Annotated in this window: 20 protein-coding genes; 12 read left to right on the forward strand and 8 right to left on the reverse strand. The window is 68.5% G+C overall.

Annotation, left to right across the window (positions count from 1 at the left end):
- Complete coding sequence (locus tag J2Y49_RS19010; RefSeq protein ID WP_310116438.1) at nt 1–1,284, reverse strand: alpha-glucosidase/alpha-galactosidase; 1,284 nt, start codon at nt 1,282–1,284, stop codon at nt 1–3.
- A 210-nt stretch (nt 1,285–1,494) separates the two neighbouring features.
- Between J2Y49_RS19010 and J2Y49_RS19015 the strand changes: the two genes are divergently transcribed.
- The 3 genes from J2Y49_RS19015 (at nt 1,495) to J2Y49_RS19025 (ending at nt 5,624) form a co-directional block, all read left to right on the forward strand.
- Nucleotides 1,495–2,859 (forward strand): GH1 family beta-glucosidase, encoded by a 1,365-nt coding sequence (locus tag J2Y49_RS19015; protein ID WP_310116439.1) that lies wholly within the window; start codon nt 1,495–1,497, stop codon nt 2,857–2,859.
- A gap of 101 nt (nt 2,860–2,960) precedes the next feature.
- Nucleotides 2,961–4,799, forward strand: coding sequence for an ABC transporter ATP-binding protein/permease (locus tag J2Y49_RS19020; protein ID WP_310116440.1), 1,839 nt, complete (start codon nt 2,961–2,963; stop codon nt 4,797–4,799).
- Between the two features lie 117 nt (nt 4,800–4,916).
- A complete protein-coding gene (locus J2Y49_RS19025; protein WP_310116441.1) occupies nt 4,917–5,624 on the forward strand; it encodes a Crp/Fnr family transcriptional regulator in 708 nt (235 codons plus the stop codon).
- A 32-nt stretch (nt 5,625–5,656) separates the two neighbouring features.
- Here the strand turns inward: J2Y49_RS19025 and J2Y49_RS19030 are convergent, their stop codons facing one another.
- Nucleotides 5,657–8,332, reverse strand: coding sequence for a methyl-accepting chemotaxis protein (locus tag J2Y49_RS19030; protein ID WP_310116442.1), 2,676 nt, complete (start codon nt 8,330–8,332; stop codon nt 5,657–5,659).
- A 578-nt stretch (nt 8,333–8,910) separates the two neighbouring features.
- On the opposite strand from J2Y49_RS19030, the gene J2Y49_RS19035 reads away from it, so the two are divergent.
- The 7 genes from J2Y49_RS19035 to J2Y49_RS19065 all read left to right on the forward strand — a co-directional run bounded on the left by J2Y49_RS19035 (nt 8,911) and on the right by J2Y49_RS19065 (nt 17,556).
- Entirely contained in the window at nt 8,911–9,258 is a 348-nt protein-coding gene (locus J2Y49_RS19035) for an acyl carrier protein (protein ID WP_282186991.1), read from the forward strand.
- The gene (locus J2Y49_RS19040; protein WP_310116443.1) at nt 9,255–10,448 is read left to right on the forward strand and encodes an acyl-CoA dehydrogenase family protein; all 1,194 of its coding nucleotides are present in this window, start codon (nt 9,255–9,257) and stop codon (nt 10,446–10,448) included. The genes J2Y49_RS19035 and J2Y49_RS19040 overlap by 4 nt, the downstream gene beginning before the upstream one ends.
- On the forward strand, nt 10,445–11,371 hold the full coding sequence (locus tag J2Y49_RS19045; protein WP_310116444.1) for an amino acid--[acyl-carrier-protein] ligase: 927 nt from the start codon (nt 10,445–10,447) through the stop codon (nt 11,369–11,371). The genes J2Y49_RS19040 and J2Y49_RS19045 overlap by 4 nt, the downstream gene beginning before the upstream one ends.
- A gap of 8 nt (nt 11,372–11,379) precedes the next feature.
- Complete coding sequence (locus J2Y49_RS19050; RefSeq protein WP_310116445.1) at nt 11,380–12,342, forward strand: DUF1839 family protein; 963 nt, start codon at nt 11,380–11,382, stop codon at nt 12,340–12,342.
- Between the two features lie 6 nt (nt 12,343–12,348).
- Nucleotides 12,349–14,847, forward strand: coding sequence for a glycosyl hydrolase 2 galactose-binding domain-containing protein (locus tag J2Y49_RS19055; protein ID WP_310116446.1), 2,499 nt, complete (start codon nt 12,349–12,351; stop codon nt 14,845–14,847).
- Entirely contained in the window at nt 14,844–16,619 is a 1,776-nt protein-coding gene (locus J2Y49_RS19060) for an alpha/beta fold hydrolase (RefSeq protein ID WP_310116447.1), read from the forward strand. The genes J2Y49_RS19055 and J2Y49_RS19060 overlap by 4 nt, the downstream gene beginning before the upstream one ends.
- A 163-nt stretch (nt 16,620–16,782) precedes the next feature.
- The gene (locus J2Y49_RS19065; RefSeq protein ID WP_310116448.1) at nt 16,783–17,556 is read left to right on the forward strand and encodes a hypothetical protein; all 774 of its coding nucleotides are present in this window, start codon (nt 16,783–16,785) and stop codon (nt 17,554–17,556) included.
- Nucleotides 17,557–17,599: 43 nt separating this feature from the next.
- Here the strand turns inward: J2Y49_RS19065 and J2Y49_RS19070 are convergent, their stop codons facing one another.
- Both J2Y49_RS19070 and J2Y49_RS19075 read right to left on the reverse strand, forming a co-directional pair.
- Nucleotides 17,600–18,850, reverse strand: coding sequence for a M20/M25/M40 family metallo-hydrolase (locus tag J2Y49_RS19070; RefSeq protein ID WP_310116449.1), 1,251 nt, complete (start codon nt 18,848–18,850; stop codon nt 17,600–17,602).
- 13 nt (nt 18,851–18,863) lie between these two features.
- Nucleotides 18,864–20,123 (reverse strand): allantoate amidohydrolase, encoded by a 1,260-nt coding sequence (locus tag J2Y49_RS19075; RefSeq protein WP_310116450.1) that lies wholly within the window; start codon nt 20,121–20,123, stop codon nt 18,864–18,866.
- Nucleotides 20,124–20,427: 304 nt separating this feature from the next.
- Here J2Y49_RS19075 and J2Y49_RS19080 point away from each other — a divergent pair, with 304 nt between their 5' ends.
- Nucleotides 20,428–20,727 (forward strand): hypothetical protein, encoded by a 300-nt coding sequence (locus J2Y49_RS19080; RefSeq protein ID WP_149222581.1) that lies wholly within the window; start codon nt 20,428–20,430, stop codon nt 20,725–20,727.
- Between the two features lie 41 nt (nt 20,728–20,768).
- On the opposite strand, the gene J2Y49_RS19085 is transcribed toward J2Y49_RS19080, so the two are convergent.
- The gene (locus J2Y49_RS19085; RefSeq protein WP_014250120.1) at nt 20,769–20,978 is read right to left on the reverse strand and encodes a hypothetical protein; all 210 of its coding nucleotides are present in this window, start codon (nt 20,976–20,978) and stop codon (nt 20,769–20,771) included.
- A 191-nt stretch (nt 20,979–21,169) separates the two neighbouring features.
- Nucleotides 21,170–21,697, reverse strand: coding sequence for a BON domain-containing protein (locus J2Y49_RS19090; protein WP_310116451.1), 528 nt, complete (start codon nt 21,695–21,697; stop codon nt 21,170–21,172).
- A gap of 184 nt (nt 21,698–21,881) precedes the next feature.
- Between J2Y49_RS19090 and J2Y49_RS19095 the strand changes: the two genes are divergently transcribed.
- The gene (locus J2Y49_RS19095; RefSeq protein ID WP_310116452.1) at nt 21,882–24,329 is read left to right on the forward strand and encodes a glucose/quinate/shikimate family membrane-bound PQQ-dependent dehydrogenase; all 2,448 of its coding nucleotides are present in this window, start codon (nt 21,882–21,884) and stop codon (nt 24,327–24,329) included.
- Between the two features lie 116 nt (nt 24,330–24,445).
- Here the strand turns inward: J2Y49_RS19095 and J2Y49_RS19100 are convergent, their stop codons facing one another.
- Both J2Y49_RS19100 and J2Y49_RS19105 read right to left on the reverse strand, forming a co-directional pair.
- Nucleotides 24,446–25,324: a 3-hydroxybutyryl-CoA dehydrogenase gene (locus J2Y49_RS19100; protein WP_310116453.1), complete on the reverse strand. Its 879-nt coding sequence runs from the start codon at nt 25,322–25,324 to the stop codon at nt 24,446–24,448.
- 87 nt (nt 25,325–25,411) lie between these two features.
- Complete coding sequence (locus J2Y49_RS19105) at nt 25,412–26,350, reverse strand: FAD-binding protein (RefSeq protein ID WP_310116454.1); 939 nt, start codon at nt 26,348–26,350, stop codon at nt 25,412–25,414.
- Nucleotides 26,351–26,363 lie beyond the last annotated feature (13 nt).

Here is a 26,363-nt window from a genome sequence, read left to right on the forward strand (position 1 = left end):
CTACAGGCACGCCCGGATGTAGGGCCGGTTCGCCTCCCACAGCTCGTCCAGGATGGCGACGGCGGCGGTGCTGGAGTTGATGACGGGGTCGATCAGCAGCGCCTGCAGCGCCAGTTCCTTCGATCCGCGCAACGCCGCCTCCACCGACAATTGCTGCACGTTGGCCTGGACCGACAGAAGCTTGACGATGCCGTCGGGCAGGCGGCCGAGCGAGATCGGGTGGATGCCGGCGGCGTCGGCGACCAGCGGCACCTCCACCGCCAGCTCGTCGGGCAGGCCGGGGATGACGCCGCGGTTGATGACGATGCCGCTCTCGATGAAGCGCTTCTGGTTGTGCAGCTGGCCGGCGATCACCGCCACCGCCCGTTCGCCCCAGGACGGCTTGGTCCAGTCGTCGGGGATCGGCTTGCTGCCGTCGATCACCCCGTCCATCAGGTCGCGCAGGATGACGCGGCCCTCTTCATCATGCTTGAAGTCGAAGCCGTGTTCGCCGGCCTCCCAGCCATAGGGCAGGAACTCGCCGGTGTGGTCGTCGCTGGGCGTCACCCACAGGCCGAAGGCGTGGAACAGGCGCCGCGCCAGCGGGGTGAAGGACGGGTCGTGCGTCGCCTCCCTCTCGCGCAGCAGGGGGTAGAGGTCGCGGCCCGTCGCCTTTTCGCGAATGGCGGTCAGCCATTGGAAATGGTTCAGCCCGGCGCCCCAGACATCCACCTCCTTCTCGGCCATGCCCAGGATCTGGCAGATGAACCAGCGCGCCAGGAAGATGCCGTGGCAGAGCCCCAGCGTCCGCACGGAGGTGCAGCGCGACAGGCCCAGGACGATGCGGCTTTCCGGGTTCGAGAGGTTGATGAACAGCGCGTCGGGGCAGATCGCCTCGACGTCGCGGACGATGTCGACGATCAGCGGCAGGGTGCGCAGCGTGAAGAACAGCCCGCCGGGGCCGCCGTTTTCGCCCAGCGTGTGGCGGATGCCGTGCTTCTTCGGCACCTCGAAATCCAGCTTCCACAGACGGTTGCGGTCGATGGCGATGGCGCACAGCACGAATCCGGCGCCCTGCAGGGCGGCCTTGCGGTCGGTGGTCTTCTCGATGGTGATGCCGGCGTCCCCGTGGCGGTTCATCACCTCGGCCAGCGCCGCCATGCGGTCGAGCGCCTCCGCGTTGGTGTCGACCAGCGTCAGGGTGCTGCCGGCCAGTTCGGTGGTGGAGAACAGATCCTGGAACAGGCTGAGCCCGAAGGCGGCGCTGCCCGCACCGATGAAGACGATCTTGGTCGTGTTGGGCATGGTGGTCTTCCTCCGTTGTCGGAGCGGCTGGGCGCCGTCTTTTGTAGACAGGCTACGCCTTTCGGACAGGTCCGCACAGTGCCTGCGTGCAATCGCCCGCGGCTGCGCCACCGCGTCGCGCCATGCCTGATCGCGTGCTTGTCCCATGGCGAAGGGCGGCCGGCTGGGGCATGCTTGGGAAAACGGATCATCCCCGTGGGAGGAATAGGAATGGACAGCTTCAGCCAGCCCGTGTCCCAGGCCGCCGATGCCAAGCCGCTGAGTTTTCCGCCGGATTTCCGCTGGGGTGCGTCCACCGCATCCTACCAGATCGAAGGGGCGGTCAATGCTGACGGCCGCGGGCCTTGCGTGTGGGACACCTTTACCGCGCAAGGCCGCATCATGGACGGCAGCAGCGCCGCCGTCGCCTGCGACCATTACCACCGCTTTCCGGAAGACATCGCGCTGATGAAGGCGGCGGGCTTTGACAGCTACCGCTTCTCCATCGCCTGGCCGCGCATCCTGCCGACGGGAACGGGGGCGGTGGAGACGCGCGGCCTCGATTTCTACGACCGGCTGGTCGATGCGCTGCTGGAGGCCGGGATCACGCCGATGGCCTGCCTTTATCACTGGGATCTGCCGCAGCCGCTGGAGGATGCCGGCGGCTGGCAGGGGCGGGAGATCATCGGCCCCTTCGCCGATTATGCCCGCATTGTCACCGCCCGGCTGGCCGACCGGGTCAAGACCTGGATGATGCTGAACGAGCCGAATGTGGTCGCCATCTTCGGCTATGGCGTGGGGGAGCATGCCCCCGGCCACACGCTGGGCGAACAGGGCATCCTGCGGGCACTGCATCACCAGAATCTGGCGCAGGGAGCGGCGTTGCGCGCCATCGCGGCGGAGCATTCCGGCCTGACGCTGGGCACCGTGCTGAATCTGCAGCCCGCCGTTCCCGACAGCGACCGGCCGGAGGATGTGGCCGCGACCGCCCGCTGGGACGCCGTGTGGAACCGGGTCGCGCTGGACGGGCTGATGCGGGGGCAGATCCCGGCGCTGCTGGCCGACAAGATGGCGGATTTCGTGCAGCCCGGCGACGAGGAGGCGATCCGCTATCCCATCGACCTGCTGGGGATCAACTACTACTCCCGCATGACGATGAAGCATGAGGAGGGGCGACCCTTCGATGTCGGCTGGGGCGAGGCGCGGTGCCGGCGCTGGACCGGCATGGCCTGGCCGGTGCAGCCGGAGGGGCTGTACGACCTGCTGACGGAGTTCCGCACCGATTACGGCAATCCCGCCGTCTTCATTGCGGAAAACGGCTGTGCCTATGACGACGTGGTGACGCCGGACGGCCAGATCCACGATGCGGAGCGCGTGCTGTATTACCGCGAACATCTGGAATCGGTGGCGCAGGCGCTGGCCGACGGCTGCAACGTCAAGGGCTATCTGTGCTGGAGCCTGCTGGACAATTTCGAATGGGCCTTCGGCCTGTCGAAGCGGTTCGGCATCGTGCGCGTCGATTACGACACGCTGGAACGCACGCCGAAGGACAGCTACCGCTTCCTCGCCGAGGTTGTGAGAACGGGGAGGCTTTAAGCCTTTCTTCGCCCCTGCCCCTGTACTTTTGTCCGAGCGCGTCCTATTCGTTAGTAGTACGGACGGTGAGGGATTGAGGGCGGAGGCCCGGGATGGCCGACATGACGGACGACACTGACGGCAAGACGGGCGGCGCCAAATCCGGTGGCGCCAAATCCGGTGGCGACAGGCCCGCGGACGACGCACCCGGCTTCACCCGCCGCTTCCTCCGGCTGGCGGGCGGCTATTGGTTCGGACGGACCCGGGTGACCGTCTGGGCGCTGACCGTGGCGCTGTTCGTGCTGACCATCGGGCAGGTGTCGATCCCGGTCCTGATCAATCTGTGGAGCGAGCGGCTGTTCGATGCGCTCGAACAGCGCTCCATGGACCGTTTCCTGACCATGATCGGACTGGTCGGGCTGATCATCGTCTACAACATCGTCATCGTCGTGCTGCATCTGCGGGTGAAGCGCCGGCTGCAGATGGGCTGGCGCGACTGGCTGACGCGCAAGCTGCTGGAGGACTGGCTGCGCCGCGGCCGCCACCACCAGATCGCCTATATGCCGGGCGAGCACGACAACCCCGACGGCCGCATCGCCGAGGACATCCGCATCACCGCGGAGATGGCGATCGACCTGGGCCATTCGCTGACCTATTGCGCGCTGCTTCTGATCAGCTTCACCAACATCCTGTGGATGCTGTCCGGCACGCTGTCGGTCACGCTGTTCGGAACCGAGCTGTCGGTGCCGGGCCATCTGCTGTTCGTGGCGCTGCTCTATGCCGCCATGGGCACGACCATCGCCATGCTGATCGGACAGCCGCTGGTCAATGCCGTCAACCGGCGCCAGGGCTATGAGGCGGATTTCCGCTTCGCGCTCGCCCGCATCCGCGAGAACGGCCAGACCATCGCGCTGCTGCATGGGGAATCGGCCGAGCGAGGGCATCTCGCCTCGCTGTTCGGCGGGGTGGTGCGCGGCTGGACCGGGCAGACCCGTGCGCTCAGCCACATGATGGTGTTCAGCGCCAGCTATTCGGTGCTGTCGGCCGCCTTCCCGATCCTGGTCGCCGCCCCGCGCTACATCGCCGGGACCATCTCGCTGGGCGTGCTGATGCAGACGGCGCAGGCCTTCCAGCAGACGGTGGGGGCGCTGTCCTGGCCGATCGACAACCTGCCGCGCGTCGCCGAATGGCGCGCGTCGGTGGAGCGCGTGCTGAACCTGCACGACGCGCTGGTGCGGCTGGACCGCGATGTCTGCGACGTGCCGGACGGCCACATCCAGGTCGTGCGCTCCGAAGAACACCACACGCTGACCTTCAGCGGCGTCGCCATCGATGAACCGAACGGCACGGCCGTCGTCCATGCCTTCGACCTGGAGGTCCGTCCGGGCGACCGGGTGCTGATCGGCGGCGATGCGACGGCGACCATCCGCCTGTTCCGCGCCGTGGCGGGCGTCTGGCCGTGGGGCAGCGGGCGCATTACCCTGCCGGCCCACACCCGCGTCTTCTTCATGCCGGAACGCCCCTATCTGCCGCATGACAGCCTGCGCGCGGTGCTGGCCTATCCCGGCCCGGCCTCTTCGGTGGCGGACGACCGGGCGGCCGAGGCGCTGGCCAGCGTCGGGCTGCCCGATCTGGTCGACCGGCTGGACAGCACCGACCGCTGGGACGAGGTGCTGTCGGTGCCCGAGCGCCAGCGGCTCGGCTTCGCCCGGCTGCTGATCCGCCGCCCCGACTGGATTTTCCTGGAGGACGCCACCGACAGCCTCGATCCCCCGGCCGAGGAGGAACTGCTGACCCTGATGGAGCGGGAGCTGCCGAACGCCACCCTGCTGACCATCGGCCATCATGCGGGGCTCGGCGCCCACCACAGCCGCAAGCTGATCCTGGAACGCACCAACGGCGCCGTCACCTTGCGCGAGGAGGCGTGCGAAACCCGGCCGGTGACGGAGAGCGTGGCGTGATGGTTCCCTCATGCGGGCGTTGATCGCCGCATCCTTGGAACGCATCCAAAAAGCTGCCACACTGCCCGGCGACCACCGTTCGTACCCACAGCATTGTCGCCCCGCAAAACCATGGACATGAGCGTGAAGAAGACCAGCATCAACGCGGCATGGCGGGGGCTGGCGAACTGCCGAGGGTGCGGCATCAGGGAATCCGCGCTTTTCGCCGATCTGACGGAATCCGATTTCAACCTAATTCATCTGCCCATCGACGAAATGACGGTGGCGCCAGGGGCGGCGCTCTACCATGTCGGCGACGAGCCGACGGCCCTCTTCACCGTGCGCGGCGGGCTGGTGAAACTGGTGCAGTATCTGCCCAACGGCGGCCAGCGCATCGTCCGGCTCCTGCGCACCGGCGACACCGCCGGGCTGGAGGCGGCGCTTGGCGAACCCTATCGCCACACCGCCATCGCAATCCATCCGGTCCTGACCTGCCGCATCCCCCGTGCCGTGATCCAGCGCCTGTCGGAGGAGACGCAGCACTTGCACCAGCAATTGATGCGGCGCTGGCATCAGGCGGTGGAGCGTGCCGACGCCTTCCTGGTGGAACTCGGCACCGGCAGCGCGCGGGCGCGGGTCGCCCGGCTGTTCCTGACCTTGGTGGACGACCAGGGCGAATGCGACTTCTTCGGGCGGGAGGATGTCGGCGCCGTGCTGGGCATCACCACCGAGACCGCCAGCCGCGTCGTCGCCGAACTGAAGCGGCAGGGCCTGCTGACCGAGCTGCGGCCCAACCGCTTCCACTGCGACGTGGACGCCCTGCGGGACCTGGCGGACGGGCCGTAGCCCGTCCTCGCCCCCCCGGCATCGGACCGGCGTCAGGCCGCCCGCATCTCTCCGACCAGGGCATCGACCTGACCGGACAGGGTCCGTAGCTGGCCCTGCACGGTGGAGGAGGCCGACAGAACGCGGTTGGCGGATTCCCCCGATTCCCGCGCGGCGTCGGCGACGGAGTCGATGTTGCCGCGGACATGCTGGGTGCTGTCCGCCGCCTCTCCCACGTTGCGGGCGATCTCGCGGGTGGCGGCACTCTGCTGCTCCACCGCGGCGGCGATGGTGGCGGCGATCTCGTTCACCTCGCGGATGGTGCCGGCGATGGAGCGGATGGCGTCCACCGCCTCCTGCGTCACCGACTGCATGGCGGCGATCTGGGCGGAGATGTCCTCCGTCGCCTTTGCGGTCTGGGTGGCGAGCCCCTTCACCTCGCTGGCCACGACGGCGAAGCCTTTGCCGGCCTCCCCGGCGCGCGCCGCTTCGATGGTGGCGTTGAGCGCCAGCAGGTTGGTCTGGCCGGCGATGGACTGGATCAGCCCGATCACCTCGCCGATGCGGCCGGCGGTCTGGGCCAGCCCTTCCACCGTGCGGTCGGTCCGCTCCGCCTCATCGGCGGCCTTACGGGCGATCTGGCTGGAGGCGTGGACCTGCGTCCCGATTTCCTGGATGGAGGCCGACAGCTCCTCCGTCGCGGCGGCCACCGCCTTGACGTTGCCTTCGGCCTGCTGGGAGCTGCCGGCGGCGGTCGTCGCCTCCCCGGCGGTCAGGTCGGCGCTGCGGGTCATGCGTTCGGCCATGTCCTGCATCTCGCCTGCGGCCTGGGCCACGCGATCCAGCACGCCGCGGACGCTGCTTTCGAAATTCTCCGCCATCTCGACCATTGCGCGGCGGCGTTCCCCGGCGGCACGGCCGCGCTCGGCCTCGGCGCGGGCGTTGGCATCACGGGCGGCATTCGCGGTGTCGCGGAAGACCATCAGCGCGCGGGTCATGTCGCCGATCTCGTCGGTGCCGGCGGCGGGGATGGATGCGTTCAGGTCGCCGGCCGCGATGGCCCGCATGGCCTCCGACAGCGCGCTGAGGCGGGCGACGATGTGGCGCCCCACCACCAGCCAGGCCAGCGCCGCGGCGCCGACCAGACTGCCGACGGCGAACAGGATCAGCATGTTGCGGCCGGCGGCGATGGTGCCGTCGGTGCCGGCGACGGCGGCCTTGGCCTCGTCCCGCATGGCGGCGATCTGGCGGTCGACGGTGGCGGCGAAGCTTTGCGACAGCAGGCGGTTCTCCGCCAGGACCCGGCCGGTGTCGGCCACGGCCGCCAGTTCGGCCCGGCGCAGCGCGACGATGCCGTCCTCCCCCCGGCCGAAGGCGGCCAGCGCCTTGGCCAGGGCGGTGATCACCGCGTTGCCCGCGGCATCCTCGCCACCCTCGCCCTTATCGGTATCGGCCAACTTGACGATGCGCTGGTCGAGCGCGATGGCCTCGGTGATGAAGCGCTTTTCCAGCAGGGCCAACCGGGCGGCGTCGGCGGCCTGCGCCGCTTCGTTCAGCGCGCCGGCCAGGGCGGTGCCGTGGGTCGAGAGTTCCAGATGGGTGCGGAAGCGGTCCAGGCCGGGGCCCAGCAGGTCCTGCGTGGACTCCTGGATGCGGGAGCGGACGTCGAAGCTGGTGCGCTTGATGTCGCTCTGCACCTTGCGCAGCGGCGCCTTCAGCCCGTCGAGCAAGCCGGCCGCCTGTGCCCGCGCCGCGCCCAGCCTTTCCGCCAGCCGCCGGTCGACCGCCCCGCCGCTGTTCTCGCCGCTGTTTCCGGTGCCGTCCAGCGCCGCCCGCCGCAGTTCGAAGACATTGTCCTTGCCGTAGCCGAAGAGGAACAGCGTGTCGATCCTGCCGGCCATGTCGGCCGGCAACCGGTCGCCCAGCGTGCCGAGCGTGCCCGTCACCTGTGAGGAGGCTTCCAGATAGGCCTGCTGCAGCTCGCCGATGGTCTTGCCGTCCGGCGCGGTGCCGGACCGGTTCATGGCGTCGAGCGCAGCGGCGATGCCGCCGCGCAGGTCGTAGAGCGCGATCATCGACCGTACGGCATCCGACAGCGCTCCCATGTCGCGATCGGTCCCGCCGTCCAGCGCCATGCCCTTGTCCTGCAGGGACTGTCCGGCACCCTCCACCAGCGGCGCCAGCGTCTTGATGAAGCCGTCATAGGCCTGGGCCAGCTTGGCCGACGCAGCCTCGCGCCGGTCGCGCAGCGACAGGCGGGTGGCGACCCCGTCATTGACGCGGTCCAGCGTCGCGATCAGAGCGTTGCCGGTGTCCCGCACTTCCGACAGCAGAGGGTCCTGCGGGCGGCGGGCGGCCAGCTCGTCGACCAGCGCCAGGAAGGCGCGGGAGCGTTCGCGCGTGTCGGCCTGGATGCGCTCGCGCTCCTCCTGACTTCCGGCGCCGTCCAGGGTCGGGGCGGCGGTGGCGATGCGGCTGCTTTCGCCGGCCAGCCGGGTCGCCAGTTCCATCTCCGGCAGGCTGGTGTCGGCGATCTGCTTCATCGGCCGTTCGACGGCGGAAAAGGACATCAGCCCGACGGCGCTGGCCGCCACCGTCATCGCCGCCATGCCGGCGAAGGCCAGCAGCAGCTTCGCCCGAACGCCGAGACGGCGCCGGTTGCCCGGAATTGGAATGCTGCCGGACGGTCCTGAAACATTCTGCGGGAGGGCAGGTGCGGCGGTGGACATGGCGTCGGGTCCCCTCGGGGCGGGTGTGATCGCTGTCACCCGGAGGCGGCGGCTGCGCTCCACCCGGGTGCCGGGGGCTCCCATCGGCCGCAAGTCTGCATTGTCTGCAATCTTGGTTCTGCAAGTACCAAGAGGTTCTTGCGGCGATCGGTCACACCGGCTCTTGCATGGTTTTCGACCGGGAGATTTCCCGTCAATCAAATTTCCACTGACAGGAAAAGAGATTACAGGTCGTTCCATCATATGGAATGTCCGCGCCACCGGAATGGAAAAATTTCGCAGGCGAGAAAGTGTATTGCCCGCGGGTCATATATCCGTTCGGACTCGGTGGCCGCCACCAGGATGATGTCGGCTGCCCAAAACACGCAACGGCCAAGCCCGGGCCTAGGCCGGTGGGTCATGGTCCGAACTGGCAACACCAAAGGCATCCGGGCCATCGCCCAACGCTATCCCTGTGCTTACCCCCACCGGAGAAAAAGCGATCACTTGGATAGCCCGACCGCCATACCGATGCCGAGTGGAAGCACCGGGGTGGCGTGGCTAGCTTGGGATCAGCAAGTTTCCGAGGGATTTAAAGAATGCCGCAGGACGCCAGCCCGCCTTTTCCCAACCCGTCGCTCCAAGCGGCCGGGAGTGCCGGGCTACCCCCCACCGCCGGTGGCGGTGCCGATGACGGGATGATCGCCGGTATCCGTTCGGTCCTGGCCGAATGCGGCGGACTGGCGGTCGATGCCGGCAGGCTCGCCGTCGATGACGATCTCTATGCCGCCGGTCTTACCTCTCATGGTTGTGTCGGCCTGATGCTGGGGCTGGAGGAGCAGTTCGACGTCGAGTTTCCGGAAAAGCTTCTGAACCGCCGCACCTTCGAGAGCATCGCGGCGATCCGCGACGCGGTGCGCGGCCTGATCGACGGGGGCGAGGCGTGAACGCCGCCCCGGCCGGCGCGGCTCCGAGCCTCTCGGCCCGCGCGCGCGCTATCGGGGCGGACATCGCCGCACCCCACGCCGACGCGGTGGACCGGGAGAGCCGCTTCCCCGCCGAGGCCTTCGACGCCCTGCGCCGGGACCGGCTGCTGGGGGTCATGGTGCCGGCGGAACTCGGCGGCGGCGGCGCCTCGCTGTTCGAGGTGGCGGCGGCCTGCCATGCGCTGGCCCGCGGCTGTGCCGCCACCGGCATGATCTATGCCATGCACCAGATCCAGGTGGCCTGTCTGGTCAATCACGGCAGCAACGGCTGGCATCGCGAACTGATGGCGCGCATGGCGGCCGAACAGCTGCTTCTCGGCTCCGCCACGACGGAGGCGGAGACCGGAGGCGACATCCGCAACAGCGTCTGCGCCGTCGAGGTGGATCAGGAGGCCGGGGAGGGCCGTTTCACCCTGGTGAAGAACGCCTCGGTCATCTCCTACGGCGACCAGTCGGACGTGATCCTGGTCACCGCCCGCCGCCATCCCGACGCGCCGTCGTCGGATCAGGTGCTGGTGGTGCTGACCCGCGACGATTACCGGCTGGAGAAGACGACGCTGTGGGACGCGATGGGGATGCGCGGAACCTGCTCCGACGGCTACCGGCTGGAGGCGGCGGGCGTCACCGACCAGATCCTGCCGCTGCCTTACGCCGACCTGTCGGCCCAGACCATGCTGCCGGTGACCCACATCCTGTGGAGCAGCACCTGGCTCGGCATCGCCGCCGACGCGGTCAGCCGCGCCCGCGCCTTCGTCCGGTCGGAGGCCCGGCGCAAGCCGGGCACCACCCCGGCCTGCGCGGTGCGGCTGGCGGAGGCGACGGCGAAGCTGCAGCAGATGAAGACCGTCATCCTGACCGCCATCCGCCAGTACGAGCTGGCCTGCGGCTCGCCGGAACTGCTCACCACCCTGTCCTTCGCCACCGCGATGGGAACGCTGAAGGTCACGACGTCCGAACTGGTGCGCGAGGTGGTGGAGGCGGCGATCCGCACCTGCGGGCTGGCCGGCTACCGCAACGACACGCCCTACAGCCTGGGCCGCCACCTGCGCGATGCCCACTCCGCCGCGCTCATGATCGGCAACGACCGCATCATGTCGCACATCGCCACCCAGCTTCTCGTCCAGCGGGACGGGTCGGGGCCATTCGAATGAACATGGTCGACATCGGGGCGGCCCAGGCGGCCTATCGCGACGAACTGGTGGCGGCCGGACTGCTGATCCCCACCGGCGTGGACGGCCTCTATGGCCGCAGCGGCGTTTTCGAGGAAGTGGTGGAGCGTTTCGACGCGCTGGTCACCCGCTGGGGCGGCGCCGACGGGGCGGAGGTGATGCGCTTCCCGCCGGCCCTGAACCGGCGCTATTTCGAGGAAAGCGAGTATCTGAAGAGCTTCCCCCATCTGGCCGGCACCATCCACAGCTTCGCCGGGGACGAGAAGGCGCACCGCACCCTGCTGCGCCGGCTGGAGGAGGGGCAGGACTGGACCGAGGAACAGGTCGCGACCGACGTGGTGATGACGCCGGCCGCCTGCTATCCCGTCTATCCCACCATCGCCCGGCGCGGCGCGCTGCCCGGTGACGGCAGGCTGATCGACGTCTTCTCCTACTGCTTCCGGCATGAACCGTCGATCGACCCCGCCCGCATGCAGATGTTCCGCATGCGCGAATACATCCGTATCGGCACGCCCGAGCAGGTCGTGGAGTTCCGCGAGCGGTGGCTGGAGCGCGGCCGCGAGATGATGGCCGCGCTGGAGGTGCCGCTGGACATCGACGTCGCCAACGATCCCTTCTTCGGCCGGGCCGGCGCGATGCTGTCGAGCAGCCAGCGCGAACAGAAGCTGAAGTTCGAGCTGCTGATCCCCGTCACCAGCACGGAGAAGCCGACCGCCTGCCTCAGCTTCAACTATCACCAGGACCATTTCGGCCATATCTGGGACATCCGCACCGCCGATGGCGGCATCGCCCACACCGCCTGCGTCGGCTTCGGGATGGAGCGGGTGGCGCTGGCGCTGTTCCGCCATCACGGCTTCGACCCGGCCGGCTGGCCGGCGGCGGTCCGCAAGGTGCTGTGGGGCTGACGGGCGCCATGTGGACCCGGCACCAGCCCGACGGCCACGACCGCCATCCCCTGCACCAGGGCGAGCGGATCTGGCTGGAAACCAACTGCTACGTCGATCTGTGGATCGAGGCGCTGCATGCCCGCGGGCTCGACCCGCTGGCGATGCTGGGCTTCACCGTCACCCAGGATTTCGAGGGCGACCAGTTCACCTTCTTCAAGGTGCCGCTGGAGGATCTGGAGACGCTGTACGGCCTGCGCGTGCAGGAGTTGGCGATCTACGACAGCGTCGAAACCCATGTCGTGGAGCAGTTGAAGCGCAGTCGGGGTGATAATCCAAGGGGCGGCGGGCTGGTGCTGGTGGAGGTCGACGGCTTCCACCTGCCGGACACCCGCGGCACCTCCTATGGCACCACGCATGTCAAGACCACGGTCGGCATCGTCCACATCGACCCGGCGGCGCGGACCATGGACTATTTCCACAATGCCGGTTTCCACCGGCTGGAGGGGGCCGATTACGAGGGCGTCGCAGCGGCGGCGGCCGGGCCGCTGTTCCCCTATGTGGAGTTCGTGAAACCGGCCCAGCCGGCGCTGGAAGGCCGAGCCCTGATGGACTCCTCGCTGGCGCTTCTGCGCCGCCACCTCGCGCGCCGGCCGGCGGAGAACCCGATCACTGCCTACCGCGCCGCTTTCCCGGAGCATTTGGAGCGGCTGCTGTCGCGGCCGATGGAGTATTTCCACCTCTACGCCTTCAACCTGCTGCGCCAGCTCGGTGCCAATTTCGAGCTGCTGGGCGCGCACACCCGCTGGCTCGACGGACCCGCGGAGGCGGAGGAGGCCTGCCGGATCATCGCCGAGGGGGCCAAGGCGATGCAGTTCCAGCTGGCCCGGACGGTTGCCCGGCGCAAGGCGCCCGACCTGAGCGACGGCTTCGACCGGATGGAACGGGCCTATGACACCGCCCTGGGCGCGCTGGCCCGACATTACGGGTGACCGGCGATGGCGCGCATCCGATCGGTCACAGGACGGCGGATCACCGCGCTGACGGAGGGATGGAACCTGACCCTGCTGCCGCCCGGCGGTGCGGGAGAGGCTGGAGAATCGGGAGAGGGCGTGCTGGCTCCGGTGCCCGGCACCGCGGCGCAGGCCCTGCAGGCGGCCGGCCGGTGGTCGCTGGACGATCCGCTGCCGCTGCATGACAAGGACGTCGTCTACCGCACCCGGCTGACCGGCCACGGTCCCCGCAGCTTGCGCTTCCACGGCCTCGCCACCATCGCGGAGGTGTGGCTGGACGGGGAACGCATCCTGACCTCCGACAGCATGTTCCTTGCCCATGAGGTACCGGTGACGCTGAACGGGGAGGCGGAGCTGTCCATCCGTTTCCACGCCCTTCACCCGGTCCTGGAGTCCTTGGCGGCGGCGAAGAAGGGCCGCGCCCGCTGGCGGCCGAAGCTGGCCGAACCGGCGGCGCTGCGCTTCGTCCGCACGACCCTGCTGGGCCACATGCCGGGCTGGTGCCCGCCGGTCCATGCGGTCGGTCCCTACCGCCCGGTGGAACTGGTGGAGGAGACCGGCCCCATCCGCCTGCTGGGCGCCGATCTGCGCAGCGGCTATGACGGGGGCGACGGTCGGCTGTCGCTGCGCCTGACGGTGGACGGCGCCCAGCAGGCGGATGGGGCCGGCATGACCGGCACGGTGGAGGTCGCCGGGCAGGTGGCTCCGCTCCGGTTCGACGGCATCGACGCCTTCCACGCCGACATGACCCTGCCGGGGGTGGAGCCCTGGTGGCCGCACACCCATGGCGAACCGGTGCTGCATCGCGTGGTCGCCCGGATCGGTACGCCGGGGGGCGTCGTGGAGGTCGATCTGGGGCGCGTCGGCTTCCGTTCGCTGGCGGTGGACCGCGGGGCGGACGGCAACGGTTTCGCCCTGCTGGTGAATGGCGAGCGGGTGTTCTGCCGCGGCGGCTGCTGGGTGCCGGTCGATCCGGTGGGGCTGTCGGCGGAGCGGGCCGTCTACGAGCCCGAATTGCGCAGGATGCGCGATGCCGGGGCCAACATGGTCCGCGTCGGCGGCACCATGCTGTATGAGGGCGACGCCTTTTTCGAACTGTGCGACGAGCTGGGCATCCTGGTCTGGCAGGACGCCATGTTCGCCAATTTCGACTACCCCAACGATCCGGCTTTTCTTGAGAGCGTGCGGGCAGAGATCGCGCAGCTTCTCGACCGCACCCAGGCCTCCCCCTCGCTAGCTGTGCTGTGCGGCGGCAGCGAGATGGAGCAGCAGGCGGCCATGCTCGGCCTGCCCCGCGCCTCCTGGACGCAAGGGGCGCTGGCCGCGGCGATCACGGAGGAGGCGACGGCGCGGCGGCCCGACCTGATCCAGATCGCGAACTCCCCCAGCGGCGGGCCGTTGCCCTTCGTCGCCAATGCCGGGGTGACCCACTATTACGGAGTCGGCGCCTATATGAGGCCGCTGGAGGACGCCCGGCGGGCCGACGTGCGCTTTGCCAGCGAATGTCTCGCCTTCGCCAATCTGGCGGAGGATGACCTGCTCGGCGTTCCGGCGCTCCATCATCCCCGCTGGAAGGAGCGGGTTCCGCGCGATCCCGGCGCCTCCTGGGACTTCGAGGATGTGCGGGAGCATTACCTGGAGGCGCTCTACGGCGTCGATCCGCGCCGCCTGCGCTACGAGGAGCCCGACCGCTACCGCCGCCTGTCCCGCGCGGTGACCGGGGAGGTGATGCAGGCGGTGTTCGACGAGTGGCGGCGCGGTGGTTCCGGCTGCGCCGGCGGGCTGGTCTGGCAATGGCGCGACCCCTGGCCGGGAGCCGGCTGGGGCGTGGTCGCCGCCGACGGCACGCCGAAGCCAGCCTGGCATGCGCTGAAACGCGCCTTCCGTCCGCTGCGCGTCATCCTGACCGACGAGGGGGTGAACGGTCTGGCCGTGCATCTGGTCAACGACACCGCCCGGCCGGTGGAGGCGCTGCTGCGGCTGACGGCCTGGCGCGACGGAACGGTTCCGGTGCTGAAGGCGGAGCGGCCGGTGACGCTGCCGGCGCGGGCGGCGGTCACCCTGCCGGCTGCCGGGATGACCGACCGCTTTTTTGACACGACCTACACTTACAGGTTTGGACCGATCCCACACGATGTGGTGTCGGCGCAATTGCTGCCGGCCGAAAGGGAAGCGGAACCAATTGATGAGTCTCATTATTTCCCGAAGGGTCGCTCGCTGCCGCGCGCGGATCTCGGCCTGACGGCGGTGGTGGAGCGGCAGGGGGACGACTGGGCATTGCGGCTTGCCACCCGGCGGCTTGCCTGTTCGGTGCATGTGGAGGACGGGCGGTTCCGGGCGGAGGATGCCTGGTTCCACCTGTCCCCCGGCGTCGAGCGGGTGGTCCGCCTGCAGCCGCGTACCGGCGCCGGAGGCGGGGTGCCGGATGGGGAGGTCCATGCGCTGAACGCGCTGGCGCCCGTCCGTTACAGGGGGGACGCATGAAGCCGACACCAATGGTGTTCGAAGGGTGTTTCGGATGGCTGCACCCGGCGCCGGGGAGGCGCGGGGTGGTGCTGTGCGGTCCCTACGGACATGAGGAACTCTGCGTACACCGCGCCTGGAAGACCTTCGCGGAGAAGCTGGCCGCCGCCGGGCTGCCGACCTTGCGGTTCGACTATCCTGGCTCCGGCGATTCCGCCGGGGACGACAGCGAGCCGGACCGGGTGCGCGCGTGGCTGGACGGCGTCAAGGCGGCGGTGCGCCGCCTGCGCGAGGACACCGGCGTCACCGAACTGGCCCTGGTCGGCTTCCGCCTGGGCTCGCTTCTCGCCACCGCGGCGGCGCTGGAACTGGCGGAGGAGGGGCAGGGGGTGGATGCGCTGGCGCTGCTGGCACCGATCACCTCCGGCCGCAAGGCGGTGCGGGAGCTGCAGACGCTGGCCACCATGGTGCTGCGCCCGGTCTGCAATCCGGAACCGCCGGAACGCGCCTCCTGGCTGAACGTGATCGGCATGCCGCTGACGCCGGAGACCGCGCTGGCGCTGAGCGGCCTAGCCCCTTGCGACCAGCCGAAGCTGCCGGCTCCACGCATCCTGATCGCCGACCGGCCGGACGCGAAGACGCCGGTGAAGCTGGCGGCCCGCTGGCGCGCGATGGGCGCGGTGGCGGAGCCGATGGGCATCAGCGGCATGCTGGAGATGGTCCAGCAGCCGCAGCGTGCCCAGGCCGCCGCGGTGTTCGATCCGGTCCTGCGCTGGATCGCCACCGGACCGATCGCTATGGGTGCGACCCCGCCGCCGGACCGCCCGGCCGGGCTGATGACCACGACGGCGGTGGAGCGGCCGGTCTTCTTCGGCAAGGATCCGGAACTGTTCGGCATCTATTGCACGCCGGTCCTGGCCGATCCCGCCGGCAGCCGGCCGGCCATCCTGTTCCTGAACAGCGGCGCCACCCACCATGTCGGTTCCGGACGCGCCACCGTGGTGCAGGCCCGCCGTCTGGCGGCGCGCGGCTACTGCTCGCTCAGGATCGATGCCGCGGGGATCGGCGACAGCCCCGGCCGGCCGGGCGTTGCCGACAACCTGCTCTACCACCGGGATGGGATCGGCGACGTGCGGGCGGCTCTGGACTGGCTCGAAGCCCAGGGGCACGCGCGGGTCGTCGTCATCGGCCTGTGTGCCGGCGGGACACCCGCGCTGCATGCCGGTTTGGGCGACAACCGGGTGGTCGGGCAGGTCGCGCTGAATCCCGGCCGCTTCGAGTTGGGCGACGGTACCGCCGTCTCGGAGCTGATGCGGACGGTCGCCTTCCGCTCCACCACCGAATATCTGCTGGAGGCGCTGAAGCCGGCCCGGCTGCGCGCCAGCTTCCGCAACCGCGCCCGGGTGATGGGGCTGACCAAGCGGCTGGCCGGCCGCTTCGTCCGTAAGGTCCTGATCCGCACCGGCCTGACCCGCCACGCGCTGCGCATGTTCCGCCGCCTGTCCGCGGAAGGCCGCCGGGTTCTGCTGGTCTACAGCAGCGGCGACATGACCTTGGCCGAGTTCTATCTGCATCTGGGCGACGGCGGACGCGCGCTGGACGGCCTGACCGGCATCGAGCTGGTCTATCTCGACCGCGCCGATCACAGCCTGACGGTGTGGGAGGCGCGCGACCGGCTGAACCTGCTGATCGACCGCCATCTGGCCTCGCTGGATACCGCCGCCACCGATCCGGCCGCCTCCGGCTTAGCCGATTGGGACCTCGGGCTACCGTCGGGGGAGCGGGTGGGGTAGGGAGGATCGGCTGCAAGCAATCGCAATCCGCGATGCGCCGTTTCATGCCCCGAGTTGATGGATCGGCACCGTTGGCTGCCTGAGATATTATCAGCGATTCTGCTTGGGCCGAAAAAGCGAAACCCCAGGAGAGGCGCGGCGCGCCTGTCCTGGGGCTCTATCTGTGTCGTGGGCGCTTACCTTGCGGCAGAGGGGCTTCACGACTTACAGAGAAAAGAATGGTGGCCAAGCGGAAGAAAGTCAACTCATTTTTGATTACAAAGATAATGTCATTGATGCTCTGGAAGCGACAATATCCAGCGACCGGTTCGCCACCTATCTAAAACCTGCGGGCTTCGACAAGCGGCATGCCATACAGCTATATGTCTGGAACTCAAAATTATCTGAAGCGCTACATCTGCCACTTCAAACAGCAGAAGTAACACTGCGCAATTCTGTAAACGAACGTCTTTGTTATTTATACGGTCCGGAGTGGCCGACAAGCGACCGGTTCCGTTCTGTGCTCGGCGAAGAAAGCGGCGCGAATTTAGATCGTGTGAGAGGACGTATTGTCAAGGCAAAATATGTTCCGGTCACGGGACGCATCGTGGCTGGGCTGTCCTTCGACTTCTGGGCGTCACTGTTCAAGGGGAAATATGATCGTCCGATCTGGCAAACCGGATTGCATGCGACTTTTCCTCACCTTCCGGCAGGAACGCGGCGCGGTGACGTTGCCGATTTGGTGAACAGGATAAGGTGGTTGCGAAACCGGGTGGCCCATTATGAACCCATCTTCAAAGAAGATTTATCGTATCTGCATACGATAATCATTCGTCTCATCGGGTTCCGCTGCGTCCATACCGCTGATTGGGTAAGACATCACAGCATTTTGCCCGTCGTGATGCGCGCCCGTCCTGCCCCTATACATCGGGGAACCATCGTACTCCCAGCTCAGTAAAGCTGCTGAAGGGCCAGAACCCTTCAGCAGCGCAGACTGCCATTCACCCCAGCAGTTCCGCCAGCGACCTCGCCACCACCTGGGTCGCCTTGCGGAGGTCCTCCAGCACCAGCTTTTCGTCGGCGCGGTGGCCGTTGGCTTCCAGCAGGTCGCGCGGGCCGGCGCCGTAGAGGATGGTGGGGATGCCGGCCTCCGAATAATGGCGGGCGTCGGTGTAGAGCGGGATGCCGTTCTGGCCGACCGGAACGCCCAACACCTCCTCTGCATGGCGGGCGAACAGCGCGGCCAGCCGCGGCGCATCGCCGACCGAGCGGAAAGGCCTCGCCAGCAGGATGCGGCGGATGGTGACGCGGATGCCCTCGCGGCCTGCGGCGGCCTTCTCGATCAGGGCGCGCAGTTCGGCCTCGACCTCCGCCGGGGTCTCCTCCGGGATCATGCGGCGGTCGAGGCGGAAGGTGACGCGGTCGGGGACCACGTTGGTGTTGATGCCGCCCTGGATCAGCCCGACGGTCAGCGACGGGTGGGTGATGCCGGTGACGCTGGAGAGGCGCGTCGCCAGCTCCGGCCGGTGGGCGTAGAGGGCGGCCAGGATGCCGGTCGCCGCCTCCAGCGCGTCATGGCCGGTGTCGGGGCGGGCGGCATGGGCGGACTTGCCGTCGACCTGCACTTCCAGATGCAGGCAGCCGTTGTGACCGGTCACCACCGAATAGGCGAAGCTGGCCGACACCGCATAGTCCGGCTTGGAAATGCCTTGGTCGAGCAGCCATTTCGGCCCGATCTCGCCGCCGGCCTCCTCGTCATAGGTCAGGTGCAGCTCGACCGTGCCCTTCAGCGGGGCCTGTGAGGCCATCAGCGCCCGCAATGCGAAGGCGTAGGTGGCGAAATCCGACTTCGACACCGCCACACCGCGGCCGTACATCACGCCGTCGCGGATTTCGGCGCCGTAGGGATCGCTCGACCAGCCCTCGCCCGGCGGCACCACGTCGCCATGGGCGTTCAGCGCCACAGTGGGGCCAGGGGTGGGACCATCGCCGAAGCGGTGGCGGATCACCAGGTTGGTGGCGCTGATCATGCCGTTGGCCCGCACCAGATCGGCCGGCACCGGATGGCGCTCCACCGTGAAGCCCATCGCCTCCAGCAGTTCGGCGGCGCGGACGGCGTGGGGGGCGCAGTCGCCGGGCGGGTTGTCGGACGGCACCTTCACCAGTTCCGCCAGGAAACGGACCTCCTCGTCGAAGCGGGCATTCACCGCCTCGTCAAGCGTGGCGGCGAGGGAGGGGGACAGGTCGGTCATGGCAGGCGGTCCGTCACGGAATGGAGGTTGCGGGCTGGAAAGACTCGACGAAGCGGGCGAGCACGCGGGCTCCCGCCTCGGCATCGGCGGCGGTGATCCGTTCGGCCGGGTTGTGCGAGATGCCGCGTTCGCAGCGCACGAACAGCATGGCGATGTCGGTCAGCGCCGCCACCGCCATGGCGTCGTGGCCGGCGCCGCTCGGCAGCTCCGGCGCGTCCAGCCCTTCGGCGGATGCCGCGGCGGCGAACTGCGCCATCAGCGCCGGGTGGCAGGCGACGGCCGGGCTTTCATGCAGGGTTTCGAAGCCGATGGCGACGCCGCGGGTATCGGCGATGGCCTCCAGCCGGGCACGGACGGCGCCGACCCGCTCCAGCCGCAGAGGGTCGCGGTCGGCGCGCAGGTCGATGGTGAAGCGGACCTTGCCGGGAATGACGTTGGTGGCGCCGGGCGACGCCTCGATCCGGCCGACGGTGCCGACCAGCCGTTCCTGTCCCGAGCAAAGCTGCTCCACCGCCAGGATCATCTCGGCCGAAGCCGCCAGCGCATCGCGGCGCAGGGTCATCGGCACGGTGCCGGCGTGGCCGGCCATGCCCTCCACCGTCACCGCCAGCCGGGTGGCGCCTGCGATGGCGGTGACGACGCCGACCGGGCGGCCCAGCGCCTCCAGCACCGGCCCCTGTTCGATGTGCAGTTCCACATAGGCCAGGACGGCGTGAGGCTCGTAGGCGGCGGTGGCCCAGGCGGCGGGATCGAGCCCGAACGCCGTCATCGCGGCGGCCAGCCGCGTTCCGGCGGCATCGCGCGCCTCCAGCACAGCGGGGTCGAAGGTGCCGGCGATGGCGCGGCTGCCGATCAGGGTGGACTGGAAGCGCGTACCCTCCTCGTCGCCGAAGCCGATCACCTCGACGGCAAAGGGCAGGCGGCGGCGGGCGTTCAGGTCCGCCACCACGGCGATGCCGCTCAGCACGCCCAGCATGCCGTCATAGCGCCCGGCATCGCGCACGGTGTCGAGGTGCGAGCCGATCAGCAGGGCCGGCAGACCCGGCCGGTCGCCCTCGTAGCGGCCGATGATGTTGCCGACGGCATCCTCCCGCACGGCCATCCCCGCCGCCCTCATCCACTGCGCGACGAGGTCGTTGGCGCGGCGGTGTTCCGGCGTCAGGTAGAGGCGCGACAGGCATCCCTCCTCCGCGCTGATCGCCGCCAGCGCGTCGATGCGCTCGAGAAGGGCCGGCCCGGACAGCGGCGACGGGGAGGACGGAGAGACGGGCATCGGGATTCCGGACTGCAGAGGGTTCGGGATGATGGCACCGGTTATACGCCGAAGCCGCCACCCGGCCCTAGCCCCCGGCCGGCGAAGACAGTTTCAAAGAATCCCGGAAAGGCGATCCGTCACCGACTTTTGGTCATACTGCAACGCAAAAAGACGGAGAAAAGAGCGTTGGTGGTGCCGAATACTGCCTACCACCCTCTGGAAGTGATCGGCAGACTTCATAAATGAAGGGAAACAAAATCCGCTGCGAAGCGGCGGGAATTTGCTGCGACTGCGAAAGAAACTACCGAGGGGAGGTGCGTCAATGACGTCGTTCGATCCCGATATGCCTTTCGAAAACGCAACGCCGATTGGCCGACCGGGCGGTGCCCTGTGGTTCAACGACCGGGCGGGATTGGCCCAGGCCCGCACACTGGCGGGATGGATCACGCTGCTGGCGGAAGACCGCGGGCTCGACGACCGGCAATTGGCCGCAGTCACCGGGCTCGACCCGGAGGATGTGCGCGCGGTGCGCGACGGCGCGGTGGCGATGCTGCCGCCCCGGCTGCTGAACCGTGCGCTGGCGCGGCTGGAGGGCAGGAACGACGAAGGGCGGCTGCAATAGCTGCAGGCCGCCCTTCCGGAGCAATTGGAGTGGGCGGCGCCTCAGGCGACGGCCAGCACGTCCACATACATGTTGGCCGGCGCCGACAGGTGGATGCGGTACAGCATGCCGGACTGGTCGACGATGATGTCGGCGACCGGATTCTTGGTCGACAGGTCGGTCACCGCGGCGCGGACATTGCGCGGCAGTTGTTCCAGGGCGACGTCGCGGTAACCGCCCTTGTCGGAAAGCTTGATGGTCTTGTTGCCCATGATGGCAGCTGCTCTGTTTCAGGAAGGCTTGAGAGGGGATACTCGATTTGCTGCGGGACAATGATCCCCGCCGGTTAACCGAGTGTTAAGCACCCACTCAGGTCCTCCGAATGCCCGCGCAGGGCAGCAGCGCATCCGGTGCAGGGGGGCGGATCCGCCCACCCTGCACCGGTCATGGCTCGGCTTACGGCTCAGCGGCGGTCCCGCCCGGCGGTGCCTGCCATCGCGTCGTTGCGGCGCAGCGTGTCGTCCTCCGGCAGCGGCTGCTTGCCCAGCACCATGGAACTGTTGTCGAGCGCCGCCACCATGGCGTCCCGTGCCGGGGCGCCGGGGCCGGTCACGCTGCCCTCGCCCTGCGGAGCAGCCGGCTCGACCCGCTCACCGAGGCCGACGGTCGTGGTCTGGCCCGGCGCATTCCGGCTGGCGACGCGCAGGTCGTTCTGCACATGGCCGACGCCCGACACGCTTTCCGCGATGTCCTCCGCCCGGCGGCGGGCGGCGCGGTCGGTGACGGTGCCGGACAGCGTCACCTCGCCTCCCTCCACCTTCACCCCGACGTCGGAGGCGTCGATGTGGTGATCGTCCGTCAGTCGCTCGTTGATGTCTTCCAGGATGCGTTCATCGGACCGGCGGTAGTTGCGCGGGCCGACGCCGCGGTATCGCGCCTCCGGCCTCATCTTGGCGAACTCCTCGCTCCAGGGATGGCGGTGCATGCGCATGGCGGCCTCCGTTTAGCAGCTTCCAGGATCTTTCGCCGTTCAACAAAAGTGGCGCCCTCCGCGTTCCGAACCTTTGCCGGATAGGCAGTGATGCGCAGAGAATGGCGCTCGTCGCTCAAACATGTCGCAACCAACTCCGCCCCCGTTCGTTGGGATCGGAAAGGGTTTTGGTCGAGGACGTGCCATGAAAAAATCCGAGCGAAGCGTCGCCCTGTGGGCGATGACAATTCTGCTGGCAATTTTGGGGCTCGGGTCGCTGGGCGGCGGGCTGTGGCTGATCCTGCTGGGCGGGTCCTGGTACTATGCCGTCGCGGGCATCCTGTTCCTGGTCACCGCCCTTCTGCTGGTGAAGCGCTCACCTGCGGCACTGGCGGTCTACGCGATTCTGGTGATCGGAACGCTGGCCTGGGCCTTGTGGGAAGCGGGGCTGGATTGGTGGCCTCTGGCGGCGCGCGGCGACGTGATCGCGGTGGTCGGGTTCCTGCTGCTGATGCCCTGGATCACCCGCCGCCTGGGCGAACGGCAGCCGATGGCCGGCGTGCCGGCGCCCGGCGCCTACCCGGTGGGGGTCTTCCGCGGTGCCGGCATTCCGCTGACCACCTCGCTGGCGATCATACTGGTGGTGGCCGCCGCATCCTGGTTCACCGACCCGCACCGCATCGACGGAACCGTTCCGGCGCGTCAGCAGACCGCATCGGCCGGGACTCCGGGTGCCGGCCCCGGCCCGGCGATCCCCGACGGGGAATGGCATGCCTATGGCCGCACCGGCTACGGCCAGCGCTATTCCCCGCTGACCGGCATCACGCCGGAGAATGCCGACAGGCTGGAGGTCGCCTGGACCTATCACACCGGCGACCATCGCGGCCGGCCCGGTGATCCGAAGGAAACCACCTTCGAGGTGACGCCGCTGAAGATCGGCAACCGCCTGTTCCTGTGCTCCCCGCACCAACTCGTCATCGCGCTGGACGCGACCACGGGCAAGGAGGTGTGGCGCCGCGACCTGCAGATCGATCCCAAGCAACTGGCGCTGCAGCACCTGACCTGCCGCGGTCTGTCCCACCATCCGGCTCCGCAGGCGGCCGCCAATTCAACCGGGGGCTCCCAAACCGGAGGCGCCTGCGCCGCCAAGCTGTTCATGCCGACCGCCGACGGGCGTCTGGTGGCGCTGAACCCGGAGGACGGGTCGATCTGCAGCGGCTTCGGCCGGGACGGCGAGATCGATCTGTGGACCAACATGCCGAATGTGCGGCCCGGCGCCTATTATTCGACCTCCCCGCCGGTGGTGACGGCCAATCTGATCATCGTCGGCGGCACGGTGCTGGACAATGTCTCGACCAAGGAGCAGTCGGGCGTCATCCGTGCCTTCGACGTGAATGACGGCCATCTGGTTTGGAACTGGGACTCGGCCAGGCCCGACCAGACCGCCCCGATCGCGGAGGGGCAGACCTACACCGTCAATTCACCCAACAGCTGGTCGATCTCCAGCGTGGACGAGGCGCTGGGCATGGTCTATGTGCCGCTGGGCAACCAGCCGCCCGACCAGTTCGGCGGCAACCGCAGTCCGGAGGTGGAGCGCTTCTCCTCCTCCGTAGTAGCGCTCGATCTGGCGACCGGGCAGGTGCGCTGGGTCTTCCAGACCGTGCATCACGACCTGTGGGACTACGACGTGCCCGCCCAGCCCAGCCTGATCGACCTGACGATCGACGGACAGACCGTGCCGGCCCTGGTCCAGCCGACCAAGCAGGGCGAGCTGTTCGTGCTCGACCGCCGCACCGGCCAGCCGGTGTTGCCGGTGACCGAGAAGCCGGCGCCGCAGGGTGCCGTGGAGGGCGACCACACCGCCCCGACCCAGCCCGTCTCCGCCCTGTCCTTCGACCCGCCGCCGCTGGGCGGAGCGGACATGTGGGGGGCGACGATGTTCGACCAGCTCGCCTGCCGCATCGCCTTGAAGCGGCTGCGATACGAGGGGCGCTACACGCCTCCGTCGCTGCAGGGGTCGCTGGTCTATCCCGGTAATTTCGGCGTCTTCAACTGGGGCGGCGTCGCGGTCGATCCCGAGCGCCAGATCGCCTTCACCACGCCGGCCTACCTCGCCTTCGTCTCGCAGTTGGTGCCGCGCGAGAACGACAAGGATCTGTATGTCCAGGGCGGGGAACGGCCGGAATTCAGCCTGCCGGCCCTGAACGAGAATTTTGGCTCACCCTATGCGGTGAAGCTCGGCCCCTTCGTTTCGGTGCTGGGCCTGCCCTGCCAGGCGCCGCCCTGGGGCTATGTCGCCGCGGCCGACCTGACGACCGGCAAGGTCGTGTGGAAGCACAAGAACGGCACGACCCGCGATGCCTCGCCGATCCCGCTGCCCTTCCGCATGGGCGTGCCCAACCTGGGCGGCCCGATCATGACGGCGGGCGGCGTAGCCTTCCTGTCCGGCACCATCGACTATTATGTGCGGGCGTACGACGTGTCCAACGGCAAGCAGCTGTGGGAAAGCCGGCTACCCGCCGGCGGTCAGGCAACGCCGATGACCTATCAGGGTGAGGACGGCCGGCAATATGTGCTGGTGGCCGCCGGCGGGCACGGCTCGCTGGGGACCAAGGGAGGCGATTCGGTGATCGCCTATGCGCTGCCGAAGTGAGGGGGGTGTCTTTATAGAGGCGTTAGGCCCCCTCCCTAACCCTCCCCCGCCCAGCGGGGGAGGGTTAAGGTGGGGAGCGTCAGCCAACCCCTCTCCAATAAAGCATTCACAAATCCTCAGCGCGTCGGCACCGGCGGAGTCTGTGAGTAGTCGTAGAAGCCGCGGCCGTACTTCTTGCCGATCCAGCCGGCCTCGACATACTTCACCAGCAGCGGGCAGGGACGGTACTTGCTGTCGGCAAGACCTTCGTACAGCACCTGCATCACCGCCAGACAGGTGTCCAGGCCGATGAAGTCGGCCAGTTCCAGCGGACCCATCGGGTGGTTGGCGCCCAGCTTCAGCGCGGTGTCGATGGCCTCGACGCCGCCGACGCCCTCATAGAGGGTGTAGACGGCCTCGTTGATCATCGGCAGCAGGATGCGGTTGACGATGAAGGCCGGGAAATCCTCGGCCACCGCGGCGGTCTTGCCGATGGCCAGCGTCAGTTCCTTGATGGCGTTGAAGGTCGGCTCGTCGGTCGCGATGCCGCGGATCAGCTCCACCAGCTGCATCACCGGCACCGGGTTCATGAAGTGCATGCCCATGAACTTGGCCGGGCGGTCGGTCGCCGCGGCCAGACGGGTGATCGAGATCGACGAGGTGTTCGTCGCGATCAGCGCCTCCGGCTTCAGATGCGGGACCAGCTTCTTCAGCAGGTCGCGCTTCAGCGCCTCGTTCTCGGTTGCGGCCTCGATCACCAGATCGGACTCGCCGAACACCGACAGGTCGGTGCCGGTGGTGATGCGGCCGAGGGCGGCGGTCTTCTCCGTCTCCTCCAGCTTGCCCTTCTGGATCTGGCGGTCGTAATTCCGGCCGATGTTGGCGAGCGCCTTTTCCAGGACCGCGTCGCTGATGTCGGACAGGACGACATCATAGCCGGCCTGGGCGCAGACCTGGGCGATACCGCTGCCCATCTGGCCGGCGCCGATGATGCCAATCTTCTTGATCGTGGTCATGGGGGCTGTCCCGCTTGGGATGTGGGTAGAAGGATCGCGGTCGAGGAGGGATTCCCCCCCCTCGACCGCGATCCGGATCAGCGCGCCTTATCCAAGTTTGTCCGTCAGCTCCGGCACGGCCTTGAACAGGTCCGCGACGAGGCCGTAATCGGCGACCTGGAAGATGGGCGCTTCCTCATCCTTGTTGATCGCGACGATCACCTTGCTGTCCTTCATGCCGGCGAGGTGCTGGATCGCACCGGAGATGCCGACGGCGATGTACAGCTCGGGCGCCACGATCTTGCCGGTTTGCCCGACCTGATAATCGTTCGGCACGAAGCCCGCGTCCACGGCGGCGCGGCTGGCGCCCACCGCGGCGCCCAACTTGTCGGCCAGAGCCTCCAGCATCGGGAAATTCTCGCCCGACTGCATGCCGCGGCCACCCGACACCACCACGCGGGCGGCGGTCAGTTCCGGACGTTCCGACTTGGTCAGCTCGGCCGAGACGAAGCTCGACAGGCCGGCGGCACCGGCGCCCGACACCGGCTCGACCGAGGCCGAACCGCCTTCGGCGGCGGCGGTCTCGAAGGCGGTGGTGCGGACGGTGATGACCTTCACCGCGTCGGCCGACTGCACGGTGGCGATTGCGTTGCCGGCGTAGATCGGCCGCTCGAAGGTGTCGGCCGACACCACGGCGGTGATGTCGGAAATGGCGGCGACGTCCAGCAGCGCGGCGACGCGCGGCAGGAGGTTCTTGCCGACAGAGGTGGCACCGGCCAGGACATGGCCGTAGCCGTTCTTGGCGATGGACACCACCAGCGGGGCGACGTCTTCCGGCAACTGGTGCTCATAGGCGGCATCGTCGGCCAGCAGCACCTTGGCGACGCCGGCCACCTTGGAGGCCGCCTCGGCGGATCCTTGCGCGCCCTTGCCGGCGACCAGGACATGAATGTCGCCGCCGATCTTGGCGGCGGCGGTGACGGCGTTCAGCGTGGCGGGCTTCAGCGAGGCGCCGTCGTGTTCCGCGATGACGAGAATGTTGGCCATGGTCAGTTCATCC

Origin of the sequence: Azospirillum sp. BE72, assembly GCF_031455875.1 — a bacterium.
Lineage (GTDB): Bacteria > Pseudomonadota > Alphaproteobacteria > Azospirillales > Azospirillaceae > Azospirillum.

What these genes read in the sequence shown, in the direction of transcription:
- J2Y49_RS19010 (WP_310116438.1), bottom strand. Translation starts at nt 1,284, where the DNA reads ATGCCCAACACGACCAAGATCGTCTTCATCGGTGCGGGCAGCGCCGCC.
- J2Y49_RS19015 (WP_310116439.1), top strand. Translation starts at nt 1,495, where the DNA reads ATGGACAGCTTCAGCCAGCCCGTGTCCCAGGCCGCCGATGCCAAGCCG.
- J2Y49_RS19020 (WP_310116440.1), top strand. Translation starts at nt 2,961, where the DNA reads ATGACGGACGACACTGACGGCAAGACGGGCGGCGCCAAATCCGGTGGC.
- J2Y49_RS19025 (WP_310116441.1), top strand. Translation starts at nt 4,917, where the DNA reads ATGAGCGTGAAGAAGACCAGCATCAACGCGGCATGGCGGGGGCTGGCG.
- J2Y49_RS19030 (WP_310116442.1), bottom strand. Translation starts at nt 8,332, where the DNA reads ATGTCCACCGCCGCACCTGCCCTCCCGCAGAATGTTTCAGGACCGTCC.
- J2Y49_RS19035 (WP_282186991.1), top strand. Translation starts at nt 8,911, where the DNA reads ATGCCGCAGGACGCCAGCCCGCCTTTTCCCAACCCGTCGCTCCAAGCG.
- J2Y49_RS19045 (WP_310116444.1), top strand. Translation starts at nt 10,445, where the DNA reads ATGAACATGGTCGACATCGGGGCGGCCCAGGCGGCCTATCGCGACGAA.
- J2Y49_RS19050 (WP_310116445.1), top strand. Translation starts at nt 11,380, where the DNA reads ATGTGGACCCGGCACCAGCCCGACGGCCACGACCGCCATCCCCTGCAC.
- J2Y49_RS19055 (WP_310116446.1), top strand. Translation starts at nt 12,349, where the DNA reads ATGGCGCGCATCCGATCGGTCACAGGACGGCGGATCACCGCGCTGACG.
- J2Y49_RS19060 (WP_310116447.1), top strand. Translation starts at nt 14,844, where the DNA reads ATGAAGCCGACACCAATGGTGTTCGAAGGGTGTTTCGGATGGCTGCAC.
- J2Y49_RS19070 (WP_310116449.1), bottom strand. Translation starts at nt 18,850, where the DNA reads ATGACCGACCTGTCCCCCTCCCTCGCCGCCACGCTTGACGAGGCGGTG.
- J2Y49_RS19075 (WP_310116450.1), bottom strand. Translation starts at nt 20,123, where the DNA reads ATGCCCGTCTCTCCGTCCTCCCCGTCGCCGCTGTCCGGGCCGGCCCTT.
- J2Y49_RS19080 (WP_149222581.1), top strand. Translation starts at nt 20,428, where the DNA reads ATGACGTCGTTCGATCCCGATATGCCTTTCGAAAACGCAACGCCGATT.
- J2Y49_RS19085 (WP_014250120.1), bottom strand. Translation starts at nt 20,978, where the DNA reads ATGGGCAACAAGACCATCAAGCTTTCCGACAAGGGCGGTTACCGCGAC.
- J2Y49_RS19090 (WP_310116451.1), bottom strand. Translation starts at nt 21,697, where the DNA reads ATGCGCATGCACCGCCATCCCTGGAGCGAGGAGTTCGCCAAGATGAGG.
- J2Y49_RS19095 (WP_310116452.1), top strand. Translation starts at nt 21,882, where the DNA reads ATGAAAAAATCCGAGCGAAGCGTCGCCCTGTGGGCGATGACAATTCTG.
- J2Y49_RS19100 (WP_310116453.1), bottom strand. Translation starts at nt 25,324, where the DNA reads ATGACCACGATCAAGAAGATTGGCATCATCGGCGCCGGCCAGATGGGC.
- J2Y49_RS19105 (WP_310116454.1), bottom strand. Translation starts at nt 26,350, where the DNA reads ATGGCCAACATTCTCGTCATCGCGGAACACGACGGCGCCTCGCTGAAG.